This window comes from Loktanella salsilacus (assembly GCF_900114485.1).
Classification (GTDB): Bacteria; Pseudomonadota; Alphaproteobacteria; order Rhodobacterales; family Rhodobacteraceae; genus Loktanella; species Loktanella salsilacus.
Genome location: NZ_FOTF01000021.1, coordinates 38,114 through 53,119, shown reverse-complemented (window position 1 = coordinate 53,119; position 15,006 = coordinate 38,114). Strand labels below are relative to the sequence as shown.

Genomic DNA, 15,006 nt, shown 5'->3' with positions numbered 1-15,006 from the left:
TAGAAATAGCCCCGAACCGTTGAAACCGGCGGGAAGTCGTTGGGCAACATACGCCATTGGCATCCGGTCGTTGCAATGTAGAGGAGTGCGTCGACCACGTCGCGCAAACATGTCGTACGGGGCCGACCAGTTGTCTTCGGCGGCGACATCGAAGGCGCTATCAACGCCCATTCCGCATCCTTCATATCGCTTGCGTATTTATCGCCTTTTCGATCATGTTGACGGCGGGTGAGTTCAGTCCAAGCCATTGTGATCTCCATTCAGCTTCACAACCGAACAGAATCACAAACCACTGAACTCACTCAAATAGTTTTAAATCGGGCTCTAAGAGATGAGGCCCGTACCGCCTGCGCGGCGGCACGGCTTAGGTGGTGGGCGGTACCGCGTCGCCCAGCATCGCTGCGATCTGGTTATCCAGCCAAAGGCGCGCGCCATTCACGGCATCAACATAGCTTGACAGGACCGCCGACAGGGCCGGGATCTGCGCTGAAATCGTGTCAGCATAGGCATAGATCAGTGCCAGAATGACGATCAGTGTGATCATCACGAAAAAGCCGCGCCAGCTGCTGCGGCGTGCGATTTCGTCCTCTTCTGACGGCAGCAGGGGCAAGCCGCCCCGGTCCGCGCTGGACCGCAGGGTCGAATTGATTTCCTCGATATCGGGGAATAATTCTTTGCGGCTGCCCGGCGTGTCAGATGGCAGCTTTGGCGGCATGGCTGGGGGCGCGCTTTGCGCGTTGTCTTTGTGCACATGACTTTGGTCATAAGGCATCGGCGGGACCGGCTGGACGGGGCGGGGGCGGACCGGTTCGGTCAGTCCCAAATCAGCCTGCTGTTCCAGACCACCAGCGGATTCGGATTTGCGCGCAGCTTCTTCGCGTGCGGCCTCTTCGCGCAGGATATCGGCAATCGATGGGTCCAGCTGGCTGCGCACAGGTTGCGGCGGTGTGCTGGCCACAGGGGCAGCCTGTTTCGGCTCTGGCTTAACATCAACCTTCGGCGCGGGCTTTTGCTCTGGCGCGCTTTGCGTGGTTTGGGGCTGTGCAACAACAGCAGCCAGCGATGTGGCGGCGACCGACACAGATGCCGGTTTTGCAGGCGCACGCATATCGTCTTCTGCCGCAGCAGAGGGGTCTTTGGGGTCTTCAAACCATGTCTGGCCGCAGTTTGAACACTGCACATCACGTCCGTCATCGGGGATGACATCCAGGCCGACTTCGTATTGAGCGCCGCAGTTCGGGCAGATCAGCCGCATCGCCACAGGTCCTTTTGCACAGCACAAGGCACCAATCGGCACCCATTGTTTCGTCATTCCTAGCAATGCCCGCGACTAAGGCCAAGGTTTTGCAGCACGATCCGGCGTGATTGCATTGTAACCTGTTGCAGATTTGGGCAAAACATTGCTGACACAGGTGAGGATACCACTTTGATCGAGCTATCGGACGTGGCCTACAACTATGGCGGGGCAGAGCTGTTCTCGGGCCTTTCGCTTGCGCTTGCGCCGGGATCGTTTCAATTCCTGACCGGCCCGTCAGGCGCGGGCAAGACGACGTTGCTGAAATTATGCTACGGCGATCTGCGGGCGACAAGCGGGGTGGTCAGCCTGTTTGGGCAAAATGCTGCGCAGATGAACCGGGACGAAATCGCGCTGGCGCGGCGCCGCATTGGCGTCGTGCATCAGGATTGTCAGTTCCTTGACCATTTGCCGGTCGCCGAAAATATCGCGCTGCCTTTGCAAGTCGCTGGCCGCGCGAACGAGGCTGAGGGCAATTTGGACGAGCTGCTGGCGTGGGTCGGCCTGTCCGCCCAGGCGGGGCAATTGCCGCCAGAGCTGTCAGGCGGCGAACGGCAACGCGCCGCGTTGGCGCGGGCTGTGATTACGTCGCCGGATGTGATCATCGCGGACGAGCCGACGGGCAATGTCGATTGGGAAATGTCGCAGCGCCTGCTGACGCTGCTGGTCGAGCTGAACCGCATGGGCAAAACCGTGTTGATCGCCAGCCATGATTTGAACCTGATCCGCGCCGCTAAGGCGCAGGTCAGTGCCAATGTGCTGCGGCTAAAGGGCGGGCGATTGCAGGCGGGGGTGGCGCTGTGATGGACCGTATATCAGAACTGACAGCCCGTGCCTTGGCGCTTTTGGGCGGTGATCCGCAAGCAGACCGCGCTGTGCCGCCCACCGGCTTTACCGCGCGGCTGACGCTATTCACAGCAGCTGCCATGGCGTTTCTGGCCGTCTTTGCGATTGCATTGTCGCTGGCGACAGGCCGTCTGGCCGATCGTTGGTCAGCTGAACTGGCACGCACCGCGACGCTGCGCATTTCTGCGCCCGCCGATCAAGCCGATGCACAGGTCCGGGCCGCGCTGACGGTACTGGAACAAACGCCCGGTGTCGCCAGCGCCCGCGCGCTGAGCGATGATGAAGAACGCGCCTTGCTAGAGCCGTGGTTCGGGCCTGATTTGCCGCTTGACGCCTTGCCGATCCCGCAACTGATCGAAATCGTCGAAACGGCGGACGGCTATGACGCGACGGGCTTGCGTGCCCGCCTGCAAGCCGAAGTGCCCGGCGCCGTGCTGGACGATCACACGCGCTGGCGGCAGCCGCTCGTGACGGCGGCGAACCGGCTGCGGATGCTGGGCTGGGTTGCGCTGGCGCTGATCGGCGGGGCGACGGCTGCGATGATCACACTCGCCGCGCAATCGGCGCTGGCGGCCAACGCGCAGGTGATCCGTGTGTTGCGGCTGGTCGGCGCGCGCGACACCTATATTGCCCGCGCTTTTGTGCGGCGCTTTACCCTGCGGGCCGCGGCAGGGGCGGCGCTGGGGACATTGCTGGGCGTGATGGCGGTGGCCATTTTGCCTGACGGCGGCGATGCGGGTGGTTTCTTAACCGGATTGGGCTTTACAGGTTTGGGCTGGCTTGCGCCGCTGATGATTCCGCCATTGGCGGGCGTGACCGCCTTTTTCGCCACCAGGGCTGCTGCCCTGCGTACCTTGAGGACGCAATCATGAGCTATGCAATTCAATGGCTGCGATCGCTGCTGTTCAGCATCGTGATGTATATTCTGATGGCCGTCATGGGCATCGTGTTTCTGCCCTATGCGCTAATCCATCCGCGCGGTGCGGCGAATACCTGCCTGTGGTACTCTCGCGCTGTGATCTGGCTGGCCGGCTGGATGATCGGCCTGAAGTTCGAGGTGCGCGGCACGCCGCCGACCTATGGCTGCATGATTGCGGCCAAGCATCAGTCGTTCATGGATGTAATGTATATCTATCAACTGCTGCCGCGCCCACGTTTCATCATGAAGCGGCTTTTGCTTTATGCACCCATCTTGGGATTTTTCGCCTATCGTGCTGGCTGTATCCCCGTGGACCGCGGCAAAAAGGGTGCAGCGATCCGGGATATGCTGGCGCGGGTAAAATCCGGTGATGGCGCGCCGGGCCAGCTGTGCATCTATCCCCAAGGCACCCGCGTCGGGCCGGGCGCTGTCATGCCCTATAAGAAAGGCACCGCAGCGCTTTATGCCGATTTGAAGCAGCCGGTTGTGCCCGTGGCGACGAATGTGGGCGTCTTCTGGCCCAAGCGCGGCGTTTACCGCAAGCCGGGCACGGCGGTGTTCCAGTTCCTAGACCCGATCCCGGCCGGCATCGGCCTACGCCCCTTTTTGCACCAGCTTGAGGTCGCAGTCGAAGGTGCCTCTGACGCGCTAGCGCGCGAGGCTGGGTTTACTGTGCCCGTGCGTACTGCGACCCCGCCAGAGGTCGAAGGGCCGCCTGTATGACCCCCATCGCGGATTTAGCCGCGCTAGAGGCGCTGTATGGTCCCCCGGTGCCAGCATCGCTGAGGAAGGTCGTGCAGCAGATTACGCCCGCATATGGGCGCTGGATCGCGGCGTCGCGGCTGGTCATGGTGTCCACGGTCGGACCGGAAGGTACCGATTGCAGCCCGCGCGGCGATGTGGGGCCGGTGGTGCGGATCGCGGATGCGCGCACGCTGCTGTTGCCCGATTGGCAGGGTAACAACCGCATCGACAGCCTGCGCAATATCGTCCGCGACGGACGGGTCAGTCTGCTGTTCATGGTGCCGGGTGAAAACAACGTCGTGCGCGTGAACGGGCAGGCGATTGTAACGGCGGATGCGCAGGTGCTGGAAAGCTTTACCCAAAACCGCAAGCACCCCCGCAGCGTGATCGTTGTGACAGTGCAAGAGGCGTATTTTCAATGCGCCAAAGCACTGATGCGGTCGCAGACATGGGATACAGGGGCGATGCGTACCGCTGTGCCAACAGCGGGAGAGATGCTGCGCGAGCAAGACGGTACGTTCGATGCGGTCGATTACGACGACAACTATGTGGCACGCGCGCAAGATCGGATGTGGTGATCTGCACAGGGGACGGAGGGGGCGCTGCCCCCGGCTGCGCCTCCCCCGAGGTATTTTTAACCAGAAGAAGGGCGAGCCTTAGGCGGCGAGGCCTTTTTTGCCGAGGTCGAGATATTTCTTGCGGCGATCAAGGCGGATTTTGTCAGCGGCGACTTTGTCGAGGTCTTTGAGCGTCGCCGTCAGGGCCTTGCCAACCGCCGCAATGGCGGTCTGTGCGCCGCGGTGGGCACCGCCAAGGGGTTCGGCGATGATCGTGTCGCAGACGCCAAGTTCCTTAAGGTTTTGTGCGGTCAGACGCAGGGCGGCGGCCGCCTCTTGCGTTTTTGCGGCATCTTTCCACAGGATCGATGCGCAGCCTTCGGGGCTGATCACGGAATAGATGGAGTGTTCGAGCATCAGGACGCGGTTTGCGGTGGCGAAGGCGACAGCGCCGCCAGAGCCGCCTTCGCCGATCACGACGCTGACGAGGGGCACGTTGAGTTCTAGGCAGGCTTCTGTCGCGCGGGCGATGGCTTCGGATTGGCCGCGTTCTTCTGCGCCTTTGCCGGGGTAGGCACCGGGGGTGTCGACCAGCGTGACCACGGGCAGGCCGAACCGGTTCGCCATGTTCATCAGGCGGATGGCTTTGCGATAGCCCTCGGGCCGGGCCATGCCGAAGTTATGTTCGATCCGCGATTTGGTGTCGTTGCCTTTTTCATGGCCGATCACCATGACAGCGCGGCCATCTAGACGGGCAAGGCCGCCCATGATGGCGTGGTCGTCGGCAAAGTTCCGATCCCCTGCCAGCGGCGTGTAATCGGTGAACAGGGCGGCAATGTAGTCCTTGCAATGCGGGCGCTCGGGGTGGCGCGCGACCTGGCATTTGCGCCAAGGCGTGAGGTTGCCATAGAGCGATTTGAGCAGGTCGGCGCTTTTCTTATCCAGCGCGGCGGCCTCTTTCTCGATGTCCATCTCGGCGTTGTCGCGGGCCATGGCACGCAGTTCTTCTGCCTTGCCTTCGATTTCGGCGAGTGGTTTTTCAAAGTCGAGATACTGAGTCATGGGAACGCCCTTTTTGCCTTACGTCGATATAGGCGACGTAAGGTTCGAATTGCAATGGGCACCCCAATTTGCGCGAGGCTGCGCTAACCTGAAATCATCTCGGATTGCTTTACGATCACCTCGGCCTGTTTGATGCTGGCGATGTCGACAAGGCGGCCTTTGTAGACGGTTGCGCCTTGGCCTTGGGCCTTGGCCTGTTCCATTGCGGCAAGGATCTCGCGCGCCTCGGCGACGGCTTCTGCCGAGGGGGTGAATACCTCGTTGGCGAGGGCGATTTGCTTGGGGTGGATCGCCCATTTGCCGACCATGCCGAGCGTTGCGCTGCGGTGGGCTTGGGCGCGGTAGCCTTCGTCATCGCTGAAATCGCCGAAGGGGCCATCGACGGGCAGAATGCCATGTGTGCGGCAAGCGGCGACGATGGCGGTTTGCGCCCAGTGCCACGGGTCGGAATAGTGGCGGGTCTCGCCGTGCAGCATGTAGTAGTTGTCCTGCGTGCCCCCGATGCCCGTTGTTTGCATGCCCATAGAGGCGGCGTAGTCGGCAGCGCCAAGGCTCATGGCTTGCAGGCGCGGGCTGGAAGCGGCGATTTCGCCCACGTTCGCCAGGCCTGCAGCGGATTCGATGATGACTTCGAAGGCGATGCGCTTGCGGCGCCCCTTTGCGGCCTCGATCGCGGTGACAAGGGCGTCGACGGCGTAGACATCGGCGGCGCAGCCGACCTTGGGGATCATGATCTGATCAAGCCGGTCACCCGCCTGTTCCAGCAGGTCGACCACATCGCGATACCAGAAGGACGTATCAAGGCTGTTGATCCGCACGCTGAGGTGCTTGGTGTTCCAGTCGATGTCACCGATCGCCTGAATGATGTTGGCGCGGGCGGCGTCTTTGTCGTTTGGGGACACGGAATCTTCGAGGTCGAGGTTAATGACATCCGCATCCGACGCGGCCATTTTCGCGAAAAGCTTGGTGTTCGAGCCGGGGCCAAACAACTGGCAGCGATTGGGGCGGGCAGGGGGTGTCGGTTGGATGCGGAATGACATGAGTGAGGTTCTTTATTTCATTTTAAGTTACGCAATCGGTATATTGTTGCGTGACGGGTCGCAAGGGTTCTGTTTGCAGGTGCAGCATGTTTGCGCAAACATAAAAGGGGGGGCGCTGCCCCCTGCGGCTGCGCCTCCCCCCTTGGATATTTCGGACAAGAAGAAGGGTGGGCCCGCGTTATTGGCGGGCCCACAGAGGTTTAGATGCCAGCGTCGACGATCGCTTGCGCGAGGATCGGGACGGTTTCGGCGTTCAGGCCAGCGATGTTCATACGGCTGTCGCTGACCATATAGATGCCGTGATCGGCGCGCAGGATTTCGACCTTTGCCTCTGTCGTGCCAAGGCGGCTGAACATGCCGCGGTGGTCGGCAATAAAGTCAAAGCGGTCGTCGTTCGCACGCTGGCGTAGCTCATCCGCTAGCTGTTTACGTAGGCCAAGCATGCCGTTGCGAGTCTCTTCCAGCTCTGCTTCCCAATCGGCGCGCAGGGCGGGGTCAGTCAGGATCGTGGTGACGACGCGGGCCCCGTGGTCGGGTGGGAAAGAGTAATTCTGACGGTTCAGGAAGTTCAGGTTGGCTTGGGTCAGTTTGGCTTCGTCCGCGTCGCGGGCGATGCCCATCAGGATGCCGGTGCGTTCGCGGTAGATGCCGAAGTTCTTGGAACAGCTGGCGGCGATCATCACGTTGGGGAAGGCTGCCGCGATTTTGCGGGTGGCCTGCGCGTCTTGGTCAAGGCCGTCGCCGAAGCCTTGGTAGGCGACGTCAACGAAAGGCACGGCCTGCACTTTTTGCAAGGTGGCGATGATCTGGTCCCACTGGTCCAGCGTCGGGTTCGCGCCGGTCGGGTTGTGGCAGCAGCCGTGCAGCAGGACGACGTCGCCTTCTGCCACGGTGGACAGGTCTGCGATCATGCCGTCGAAATCGACGCCGCGGGAGGCCTCGTCAAAGTAGCGGTATTCGCGCAGGGGCAGGCCGAGGAATTTGATGATGGACGCATGGTTCGGCCAGCTGGGGTTGCTGATCCAGATCGTGGCGCCGGGTGCTGCGAGCTTTACCATTTCCAGCGCTTGGCGGATGGCACCCGTGCCGCCCGGGGTCGCGATGGCGGCGATGCGGCCCCGCTGCACAGTGTCCGCAAGCAGCAAGTCGATCATCGCGTCGGCAAACGCAGGATCGCCGGCAAGGCCGGTATAGGCCTTGGTGGTTTGTTCCGCGACCAAGCGGCGCTCTGCCTCTTTTACGGCGCGCATGACGGGCGTGTTGCCGGATGCGTCCTTGTAGACACCGACGCCAAGGTCGATCTTGGTGTCGCGGTCGTCGGCCTTGTAGGCCTGCATCAGGGACAGGATCTTGTCAGGGGCTTGCGCCTTAAGCGTTTGGAACATCGCGGATTTCCTTTGGGCCTGCAGGCCAGTTGCGAAGGTAAGGTTTAGCGGGCGGGGCCAGTTTCGATCGGCAGGTCGGGGAACATGCCCCATTCGGACCACGATCCGTCGTAAAGCGCGTGATCCGTCTTGCCGATGCGTTCCAGCGCCAGATTGATGATCGCAGCGGTCACGCCAGAGCCGCAGGTCGTGATGACGGGCTTGGTCAGATCGGCACCAGCTTCGGCAAAGACCTTTTGAAGCGCGGGGACGGATTTCATCGTGCCATTGGGGGTCAGCAATGTGGCGTAATGCACATTGCGCGCGCCGGGGATATGGCCGCTGCGCAGGCCTGCCCGGGGTTCGGGTTCTGTGCCTTCGAACCGGCCGGGGCCGCGGGCATCCAGAATGGTGTGGTCTTCCAGCTTGGCCGCGCGGGCGACTTGGGTGACATCGCGCAGCATCTGGTTCTGGCGGCTGGTTGTCATGTGGCGGTCGCGGATGACGGGGGCCATGTCCTCGACCGGGCGACCCTCGGCCAGCCATTTCGGCAATCCGCCATCAAGGACGGCGACGTCGCGTTTGCCCATCAGGCGGAACAGCCACCAGACGCGGGCGGCGGAAAACAGGCCTGTGCTGTCGTAGATTACGACCTGATGGCCGTCGCCCACGCCCATGGCGCGCAGGCGGGACATGAATTTTTCCGTGGCAGGGGCCATGTGGGGCAGTTCGGACCGCGCGTCACTGATATCGTCGATATCGAAAAAACGTGCGCCGGGGATGTGCTGCTGCGCGTATTCAGCCGCGCCGCTGCGCCCGGTGTCCGGCATGTGCCAAGAGGCATCCAGCAGGCGCAGATCGGGGTCATTGAGGTGGGCAGCGAGCCAGTCAGTGCTGACCAGCGTTTGCGGATCGTCGGACAGTTCGGCCATATTGCACCTTTTGCAGCTGATCGGTCACTGCCTAGCGCAGGGGCCGCCCCCGTGCAAGTTCGCGCTGACACGCAGATGCGTGCACCGGGTGCGGTGCGCGGCACCTGTGCTGCGGGCGTTAGTCGTGGTTTTTAAGGATACGCTGCTTTTGCCGGGACCAGTCGCGCTTTGCATCGCTGGCGCGCTTGTCGTGGTTCTTTTTACCCTTGGCGATGGCGATCTTAAGCTTCACCAAGCCGCGGTCGTTGAAATACATCACGAGCGGGACAAGGGTCATGCCCTCCCGCTTGGTCGCGTTCCACATCCGGGCCAGTTCGCGCGATTTCACTAGCAGCTTGCGCTTGGCGCGCGGTTCGTGGCTGAACATCGCCTGTTCGTAAGGCGCGATATAGGCGTTCGTCAGCCACAGCTCGCCGTTATCGACGGAGGCATAGCTGTCGGCAATATTCGACTGACCGACGCGAAGGGATTTCACCTCGGAGCCGTGCAGGATGATGCCGACCTCAAGGTCCTCTTGGATCTCGAAATCATAGCGGGCGCGCCGGTTTTCGGCGACGACTTTGTAGTTTTTACTGTCAGGTTTCTTGGCCATGGCCCCGATGTAGTCGTGCAAGCCAGTCTGCACAAGGCGCTCTGCGCCGACAGGTTACACGGGGCGTCTGGTGGTGCGGGGCAGGGCTGCTATGGTTAGGCTGCGACAACAGGAGGCGTCATGCTGATCCAGATTACCCTTGGCAGTGCGCTTGTGCTGGCGTCGATCCTAGTCGCGGGCATCAGTTATTGGCTGATGGAAGTGGTGCTAAGCCGTCTGCATCCGTGGCTGGCCAAGCGGCCACATAAGCCCAAGCTGGTGTTGGTTCTGTGCATGACGGCTGTCTGGGTGCTGGCGCAAATGACGGTGGGCGTGTGGATCTGGGCGCTGGCGCTGCGGGGGCTTGGGATTTTCGTACACCTCGACGAGGCGGTTTATTTCGCGCTGGTCGCCTTTACCACGCTGGGGTTTGGCGATGTGTTGCTGCCGGTGGAATGGCGACTACTTGCGGGGATGGCGGCGACGAATGGGCTTTTAAATATCGGTCTGACGACAGCGCTGATGCTGGACAGCCTGCGCAGCATCCGTGCGGGCCAGATGGGGCCAGACGTATGAGCGTGCCCGTGCTGGACAATGCCCGCGCGCGGGCTGTGTTTTTGGCGCGGCATGGTTTGGGGGCGAAGGCGCCGGCCTCGGCCATGGATGTGATCGCTGATCTGGGCTTTGTGCAGCTGGATAGCGTGAATACCTTTGCCCGCGCCCATGATCTGATCTTGTGGTCGCGCCATGGCAGTTATCGCCCGGATGCGATGAACGGGTTGCTGGCGCAGGACCGGGCTGTGTTTGAACATTGGACCCATGACGCAGCGGTTATCCCGATGGACCTGTGGCCGCATTGGCGGCTGCGCTTTGCCCGCGACGCGGCGCGGCTGCAGCGGCGCTGGGAAAAGGACCGGCCGACAGGCTTTGGCGGGCAGGTTGATACGGTGCTGCGACAGATTGCGGATCACGGGGCCTGTACGTCTGGTGACGTGGGTAAGGACGAGGTGCGCGGCAAAGGCGGGTGGTGGGACTGGCATCCCAGCAAGACCGCGCTGGAGTATTTGTGGCGCAGTGGGCAAGTGTCGGTTGCCCGGCGCGAGGGGTTTCGCAAGGTCTATGACCTGACAGAGCGGGTGATTCCGGATGCCGTGCGCGATCTGCCCGCTGATGCGGCCGCGACGGTGGACGCGCTGTGCCACGCGGCGTTGGACCGGTTGGGGTTTGCGACACCAACCGAGGTCGCGGCGTTCTGGGATGTCGTCACAAAAGAAGAGGCCCGCGATTGGGCGCAGGCGGCGCTGGCGGATGGGCACGCGATTGCGCTGGATGTGGCAGGGGCGGACGGTAAGCTGCGCCGCTGTCTGGCGCGGCCCGATGTGCTGGATCAAGCCGCTGACCTGCCCGGAAAGGTGCGCATCCTGTCGCCCTTTGACCCTGCCTTGCGCGACCGCAAACGGGCGGAATGGTTGTTCGGCTTTCGCTACCGGATCGAGATTTTCGTGCCAGCGGCGCAGCGCACCTATGGCTATTACGTTTTCCCGGTGTGGGAGGGCGCGCGGGCCATCGGCCGCATCGACATGGCGCGGCAGGGCGATGTGCTGCAGGTACGCGCCTTCTGGCCTGAATCCGGCGTTGCCATGGGGGCAGGGCGGCTAGCGCGGCTCAGGTCAGAGCTGTCACGGGCGGCGCGGTTTGGTGGCTGCGGTGAGGTCGTTTACGCGGAGGATTGGTTGCGATCCGGCGGCTGACGCTGTTTGCGGGCAGGCCCGCAAAGGCGCCCCGCCCACCGGCCCGCTAAACCGCAGCGCTTTGGCGCGGGATATTTAGAATGCGGGATAGATCGGCCACGACCTGATCCTGCGGCTCTGCAATGAAATTCCAAGGCAGCTTGATCTGCCCCTGATGGCCCTTGGCCGGATCGTCATAGGTCAGCGCCATGCCTTTGCCATCCGCGTGGGGGGCGATGGCGGTGATTTGCGCACGGGGTACGCGGGCGGTCAGCGCAGTGCGGATGACAACGTCCTGATCCGTGACAATCAGCGGCTGGCGCGACACGATCAGCCCCGCCACCGTCAGGGCTAGGATCAGCGCCTGAAACAGCGTCAGCAGGATAAAGAACGAAATCGCCCAATAGGACAGATCGGTCGTCACCCAAGCCCAGCCGATCACGCCTAAGCCGACCGCTGCCATCAGTGCATTGCGCCGCAAACGCTTTGCCGCGTCCGCAGAGCGGGTTGTTGCATAGACAGCAGCGGGCTGCGGCATCAGTTCAGCAGGCCAGCGTGGACCATGCCAGCGCGGATGCGGTCTTTTACGCCGTCCGTCAGGCCGACCAGCGGCAGGCGCACGTCTTCGTTGCCCATGCCCAGCAGGGACATGCCGTATTTTGCGCCGACAAGGCCGGGCTCGAGGAAGATCGCCTCGTGCAGGGGCATCAGGCGGTCGGTGATATCCAGCGCTGTGGCGAAGTCGCCAGCCAGTGTCGCCTCTTGCATCTGCGCGCAAAGCGCGGGGGCGATGTTGGCGGTGACGGAAATGCAGCCGACGCCGCCGTGGGCGTTATAGCCAAGCGCCGTGGCGTCCTCGCCAGACAGCTGGACGAAATCGGTGCCGCAATACAGGCGCTGCTTGGGCACGCGGGACAGATCGCCGGTGGCATCCTTAACCCCGACGATCATCGGCAGCTTGGCCAGTTCGGCCATCGTCGCGACGCTCATGTCCACGGCAGAGCGGCCGGGGATGTTGTAGATCACGATGGGCAAACCGCAGTCGGCAGCGGCGGCGAAATGCGCGATCAGGCCAGCCTGCGTCGGGCGGTTGTAATAGGGCGTGACGACCAGCGCGGCGGCGGCGCCCGCATCCTTGGCGGCCTGCACCAGACGCACGGTTTCAGTCGTGTTGTTGGACCCGGCACCTGCAATGACCGGAATGCGGCCAGCGGCGTGATCGACGACGGTTTTTACGACCAGATCGTGTTCTGCGTGGGTAAGTGTCGGGCTTTCGCCTGTTGTGCCGACCGGAACCAGCCCGTGTGTGCCTTGGTCGACATGCCAGTCGACAAGGCGTTTCAGGGCGGCAAGGTCGACCTCTCCGTGTGTGAACGGTGTGACGAGTGCGACGTAAGAGCCTTTGAACATAGACCTGTGACCTTGTGCGAATGGGCGGCCCAGAACCGGGCCGGTAGAACGTCGCGGACCCTAGACCGGTTTGCGCGCAATGCCAAGATTGTGCGTTGCATCGCAGTGCATGCACGATACCATAGTGAAACTTTTACCCTGATCCCCGGGACCTATTGATGCCGTTCCCCGCCGCGCGCCGCCTTGCCGTCGCAGCCTGCTTGTTTGCCTTGCCACTGCCCGTTGCCGGGCAAGTGTCTGGGAATGACGTGGCCGCTGTGGAATTCGCGATGAAGCGGGATTTCCTGAACGCCTATTCCAAAGCGGGACCGCAGGATGACGCGATCCGCACGTTGGTGACGTGGCAGCGGCTGCGGTTTGGCGATGCGGTGTTTCAGGACTACGTCGATTTTCAGCAGGCCCATGGCGACTGGCCGGGGCAGGACGTGCTGCGCGGCGCGGGCGAATTGCTGATCCCGGCAAATTTTAAGCCCGAAAGCGTTATCGGCTGGTTCAGCAGTGCCGCGCCGACAACGGGCGAAGGGGCAGTGCGGCTGGCGCAGGCTTATGTGGCCACTGGCGATCAGGCCGCTGCGCGCAGCGCGGTGCGGGCCGCGTGGCTGGACCTGTCGCTGACGGCCGATGGACAGGCTACTTTGCTGGACGCTTTCGGCCCTGATCTGGCCGACCTGCACCCCGCACGGGCCGATGCCCTGCTGTGGCGGTGGCAGACCGCAGAGGCAGAGCTGATGCTGCCCCTGCTGGACGACGGCCAGGCCGCATTGGTGCGCGCGCGCATCGCGCTGATCCGCAAAGCCAGCAACCCTGACGCCGCGATCGAGGCTGTGCCAACTGCGCTGCGTAATACGCCCGGGCTGATGTATGATCGCTTCAACTGGTTGGCCGGCAAGGGGCGGCAGTCCGACGCGATTGCTATTTTGTCGGCGCAATCCACCTCTGCCGAAGCACTGGGGCAGCCGTGGCGTTGGGCCAGCTGGCGGCGCATTCTGGCGCGCTGGCAGATGCGTGACGGGAATTATCAAGCGGCCTATGATCTGGCGGCGAACCATTTTGTTGCGCCATCCGATAGCGCCGCCAATTACGCCGACCTCGAATGGCTTGCGGGTTATCTGCAGCTGCGGTTCCTGAACGATCCAGCCCTAGCCCTGACGCACTTTGACCGCACCGCGGCAGAGGTTGATAGCCCGATTTCCCTTGGCCGCGCCGGGTATTGGCAGGGGCGGGCGCTGGATGTGCTGGGCCGCACGGATGATGCGCGCATGGCCTATGCCCGCGCGGCGCAGCATCAAACCAGCTTTTACGGGCTGCTGGCAGCGGAAAAGCTGGGCGTGCCGCTTGATCCTTTCCTGACGGGGCGTGGCGATGCGCGGGACTGGCAGAACGCCGATGTGATGCAGAACGATTTCGTTCAGGCCGGCATGGCCCTGCTAGAGGCAGGGGAGCGTGGCAAGGCTGTGCTCTTCTTTGCAGAGCTTGGCAAAACGCTGGACGCGGACGATCTGTCCCGCCTTGGCGCAGCGCTTGAAGCGCAGGATCAAACCTATTTCGAGGTGCTGCTGGGCAAAACCGCCGCCACCCGCGGCATGGTGATCCCGTCGCTGTATTTCCCGCTACACGACTTGGCAGAGGCTGAGCTGCCCGTGTCCACCGCGCTGGCCCTGTCCATCGCCCGCCGCGAGAGTGAGTTTAACGAGGCTGCTGGCAGCCCTGTTGGCGCGCTGGGCCTGATGCAGTTGATGCCGGGCACCGCCAGCGATGTCGCCCGCAGTCTGGATTTGCCCTACGATAAAAACCGCCTGACGACAGACTGGCGTTATAACGCTACGCTTGGCAGTCGCTATCTGGCCGATTTGACCGACCGCTTTGGCGACAGCCCGGTGCAGATCGCCGCAGGCTATAACGCTGGGCCGGGCCGTCCGCGCGACTGGATGCAAGAACGCGGCGATCCGCGCAGCGGCGAGGTTGATGTCATCGACTGGATCGAAATGATCCCCTTTCGCGAAACCCGCAACTACGTGCAGCGCGTCACAGAATCGATCCCGGTCTATGAGGCGCGCCTGACGGGTGTGGCCGGACCTATCGCCTTTACGCAGCTGCTGCGCGGCGAAGAAAACATCGTGCGCCCGGTCGCGCGGGCCGATGGCACTTTGGAACTTCCGGCCCCTGTGACCGGGGACAACAGCGAACAAGACCCGTCCCCCGCTTTGCCCCGCCCTGTGGCGCGTCCGGTTGATGCGGTGACGGATGGTGCAGCGACGCCGACTGCGGCTGAGCTTGTGCAGACCTCTTTGACGACGGCCAGCGTGCCACCGCAGCGCCCTATCGCGCGACCAGAGGATATTGCGGATGATGCCTCGGCGACGATAGCTTCGGTTGCTGTGACGACGCCTGCCGCGGCGGTTCAGCCAGCTGCGGCCGCCCCGTCGGATGTTGCCCCGTCTGATGTGGTCGCGGCAAACCCGCCCACAGCGAACGGTCCGCGCGCAACACTGCGTCCCGTCGCGCGGCCCTGAAAGTAATCTATTTGGCTAAATATC

General features: G+C 62.8%; 16 protein-coding genes. 7 read left to right on the top strand and 9 right to left on the bottom strand.

Going from position 1 to position 15,006, the window contains the following annotated elements; translation table 11 throughout:
• Both BM131_RS15835 and BM131_RS15830 read right to left on the bottom strand, forming a co-directional pair.
• Positions 1 to 248: transposase (locus BM131_RS15835; RefSeq protein ID WP_139222658.1), on the bottom strand; the 248-nt coding region annotated here is incomplete at its 3' end.
• 116 nt (positions 249 to 364) lie between these two features.
• A complete protein-coding gene (locus tag BM131_RS15830; protein ID WP_175499384.1) occupies positions 365 to 1,255 on the bottom strand; it encodes a zinc-ribbon domain-containing protein in 891 nt (296 codons plus the stop codon).
• A 171-nt stretch (positions 1,256 to 1,426) separates the two neighbouring features.
• Between BM131_RS15830 and BM131_RS15825 the strand changes: the two genes are divergently transcribed.
• Genes BM131_RS15825 through BM131_RS15810 form a run of 4 tightly spaced genes read left to right on the top strand, consistent with a single transcriptional unit; the run spans position 1,427 to position 4,381 of the window.
• The gene (locus BM131_RS15825) at positions 1,427 to 2,098 is read left to right on the top strand and encodes a cell division ATP-binding protein FtsE (RefSeq protein WP_090191037.1); all 672 of its coding nucleotides are present in this window, start codon (positions 1,427 to 1,429) and stop codon (positions 2,096 to 2,098) included.
• Positions 2,098 to 3,012, top strand: coding sequence for a cell division protein FtsX (locus BM131_RS15820; protein ID WP_090191035.1), 915 nt, complete (start codon positions 2,098 to 2,100; stop codon positions 3,010 to 3,012). The genes BM131_RS15825 and BM131_RS15820 overlap by 1 nt, the downstream gene beginning before the upstream one ends.
• Positions 3,009 to 3,782, top strand: coding sequence for a lysophospholipid acyltransferase family protein (locus BM131_RS15815; RefSeq protein ID WP_090191033.1), 774 nt, complete (start codon positions 3,009 to 3,011; stop codon positions 3,780 to 3,782). The genes BM131_RS15820 and BM131_RS15815 overlap by 4 nt, the downstream gene beginning before the upstream one ends.
• Positions 3,779 to 4,381, top strand: a complete 603-nt coding sequence (locus BM131_RS15810) for a pyridoxamine 5'-phosphate oxidase family protein (RefSeq protein WP_090191032.1) — start codon at positions 3,779 to 3,781, stop codon at positions 4,379 to 4,381. The genes BM131_RS15815 and BM131_RS15810 overlap by 4 nt, the downstream gene beginning before the upstream one ends.
• A 78-nt stretch (positions 4,382 to 4,459) precedes the next feature.
• Here BM131_RS15810 and BM131_RS15805 read toward each other — a convergent pair whose 3' ends face one another.
• The 5 genes from BM131_RS15805 to smpB form a co-directional block, all read right to left on the bottom strand.
• Positions 4,460 to 5,422, bottom strand: a complete 963-nt coding sequence (locus tag BM131_RS15805; RefSeq protein WP_090191030.1) for an acetyl-CoA carboxylase carboxyltransferase subunit alpha — start codon at positions 5,420 to 5,422, stop codon at positions 4,460 to 4,462.
• An 83-nt stretch (positions 5,423 to 5,505) separates the two neighbouring features.
• On the bottom strand, positions 5,506 to 6,462 hold the full coding sequence (locus BM131_RS15800) for an L-malyl-CoA/beta-methylmalyl-CoA lyase (protein WP_090191029.1): 957 nt from the start codon (positions 6,460 to 6,462) through the stop codon (positions 5,506 to 5,508).
• A 200-nt stretch (positions 6,463 to 6,662) separates the two neighbouring features.
• Positions 6,663 to 7,847 (bottom strand): amino acid aminotransferase, encoded by a 1,185-nt coding sequence (locus tag BM131_RS15795; protein ID WP_090191028.1) that lies wholly within the window; start codon positions 7,845 to 7,847, stop codon positions 6,663 to 6,665.
• Positions 7,848 to 7,891: 44 nt separating this feature from the next.
• The gene (sseA, locus tag BM131_RS15790) at positions 7,892 to 8,758 is read right to left on the bottom strand and encodes a 3-mercaptopyruvate sulfurtransferase (protein WP_090191027.1); all 867 of its coding nucleotides are present in this window, start codon (positions 8,756 to 8,758) and stop codon (positions 7,892 to 7,894) included.
• Positions 8,759 to 8,876: 118 nt separating this feature from the next.
• Positions 8,877 to 9,350: an SsrA-binding protein SmpB gene (smpB, locus tag BM131_RS15785; protein WP_090191045.1), complete on the bottom strand. Its 474-nt coding sequence runs from the start codon at positions 9,348 to 9,350 to the stop codon at positions 8,877 to 8,879.
• Positions 9,351 to 9,470: 120 nt separating this feature from the next.
• Between smpB and BM131_RS15780 the strand changes: the two genes are divergently transcribed.
• Together BM131_RS15780 and BM131_RS15775 are read left to right on the top strand one after the other, a co-directional pair.
• Positions 9,471 to 9,905, top strand: a complete 435-nt coding sequence (locus BM131_RS15780) for an ion channel (protein WP_090191026.1) — start codon at positions 9,471 to 9,473, stop codon at positions 9,903 to 9,905.
• Complete coding sequence (locus BM131_RS15775) at positions 9,902 to 11,080, top strand: winged helix-turn-helix domain-containing protein (protein WP_090191025.1); 1,179 nt, start codon at positions 9,902 to 9,904, stop codon at positions 11,078 to 11,080. Before BM131_RS15780 ends, BM131_RS15775 begins: the two co-directional genes overlap by 4 nt.
• A 46-nt stretch (positions 11,081 to 11,126) precedes the next feature.
• Here the strand turns inward: BM131_RS15775 and BM131_RS15770 are convergent, their stop codons facing one another.
• Together BM131_RS15770 and dapA are read right to left on the bottom strand one after the other, a co-directional pair.
• The gene (locus BM131_RS15770; RefSeq protein WP_090191023.1) at positions 11,127 to 11,597 is read right to left on the bottom strand and encodes a hypothetical protein; all 471 of its coding nucleotides are present in this window, start codon (positions 11,595 to 11,597) and stop codon (positions 11,127 to 11,129) included.
• Entirely contained in the window at positions 11,597 to 12,469 is an 873-nt protein-coding gene (gene dapA, locus BM131_RS15765; RefSeq protein WP_090191043.1) for a 4-hydroxy-tetrahydrodipicolinate synthase, read from the bottom strand. Before dapA ends, BM131_RS15770 begins: the two co-directional genes overlap by 1 nt.
• Before the next feature lie 158 nt (positions 12,470 to 12,627).
• Here dapA and BM131_RS15760 point away from each other — a divergent pair, with 158 nt between their 5' ends.
• Complete coding sequence (locus BM131_RS15760) at positions 12,628 to 14,982, top strand: lytic transglycosylase domain-containing protein (protein ID WP_139222657.1); 2,355 nt, start codon at positions 12,628 to 12,630, stop codon at positions 14,980 to 14,982.
• Positions 14,983 to 15,006: the final 24 nt, after the last annotated feature.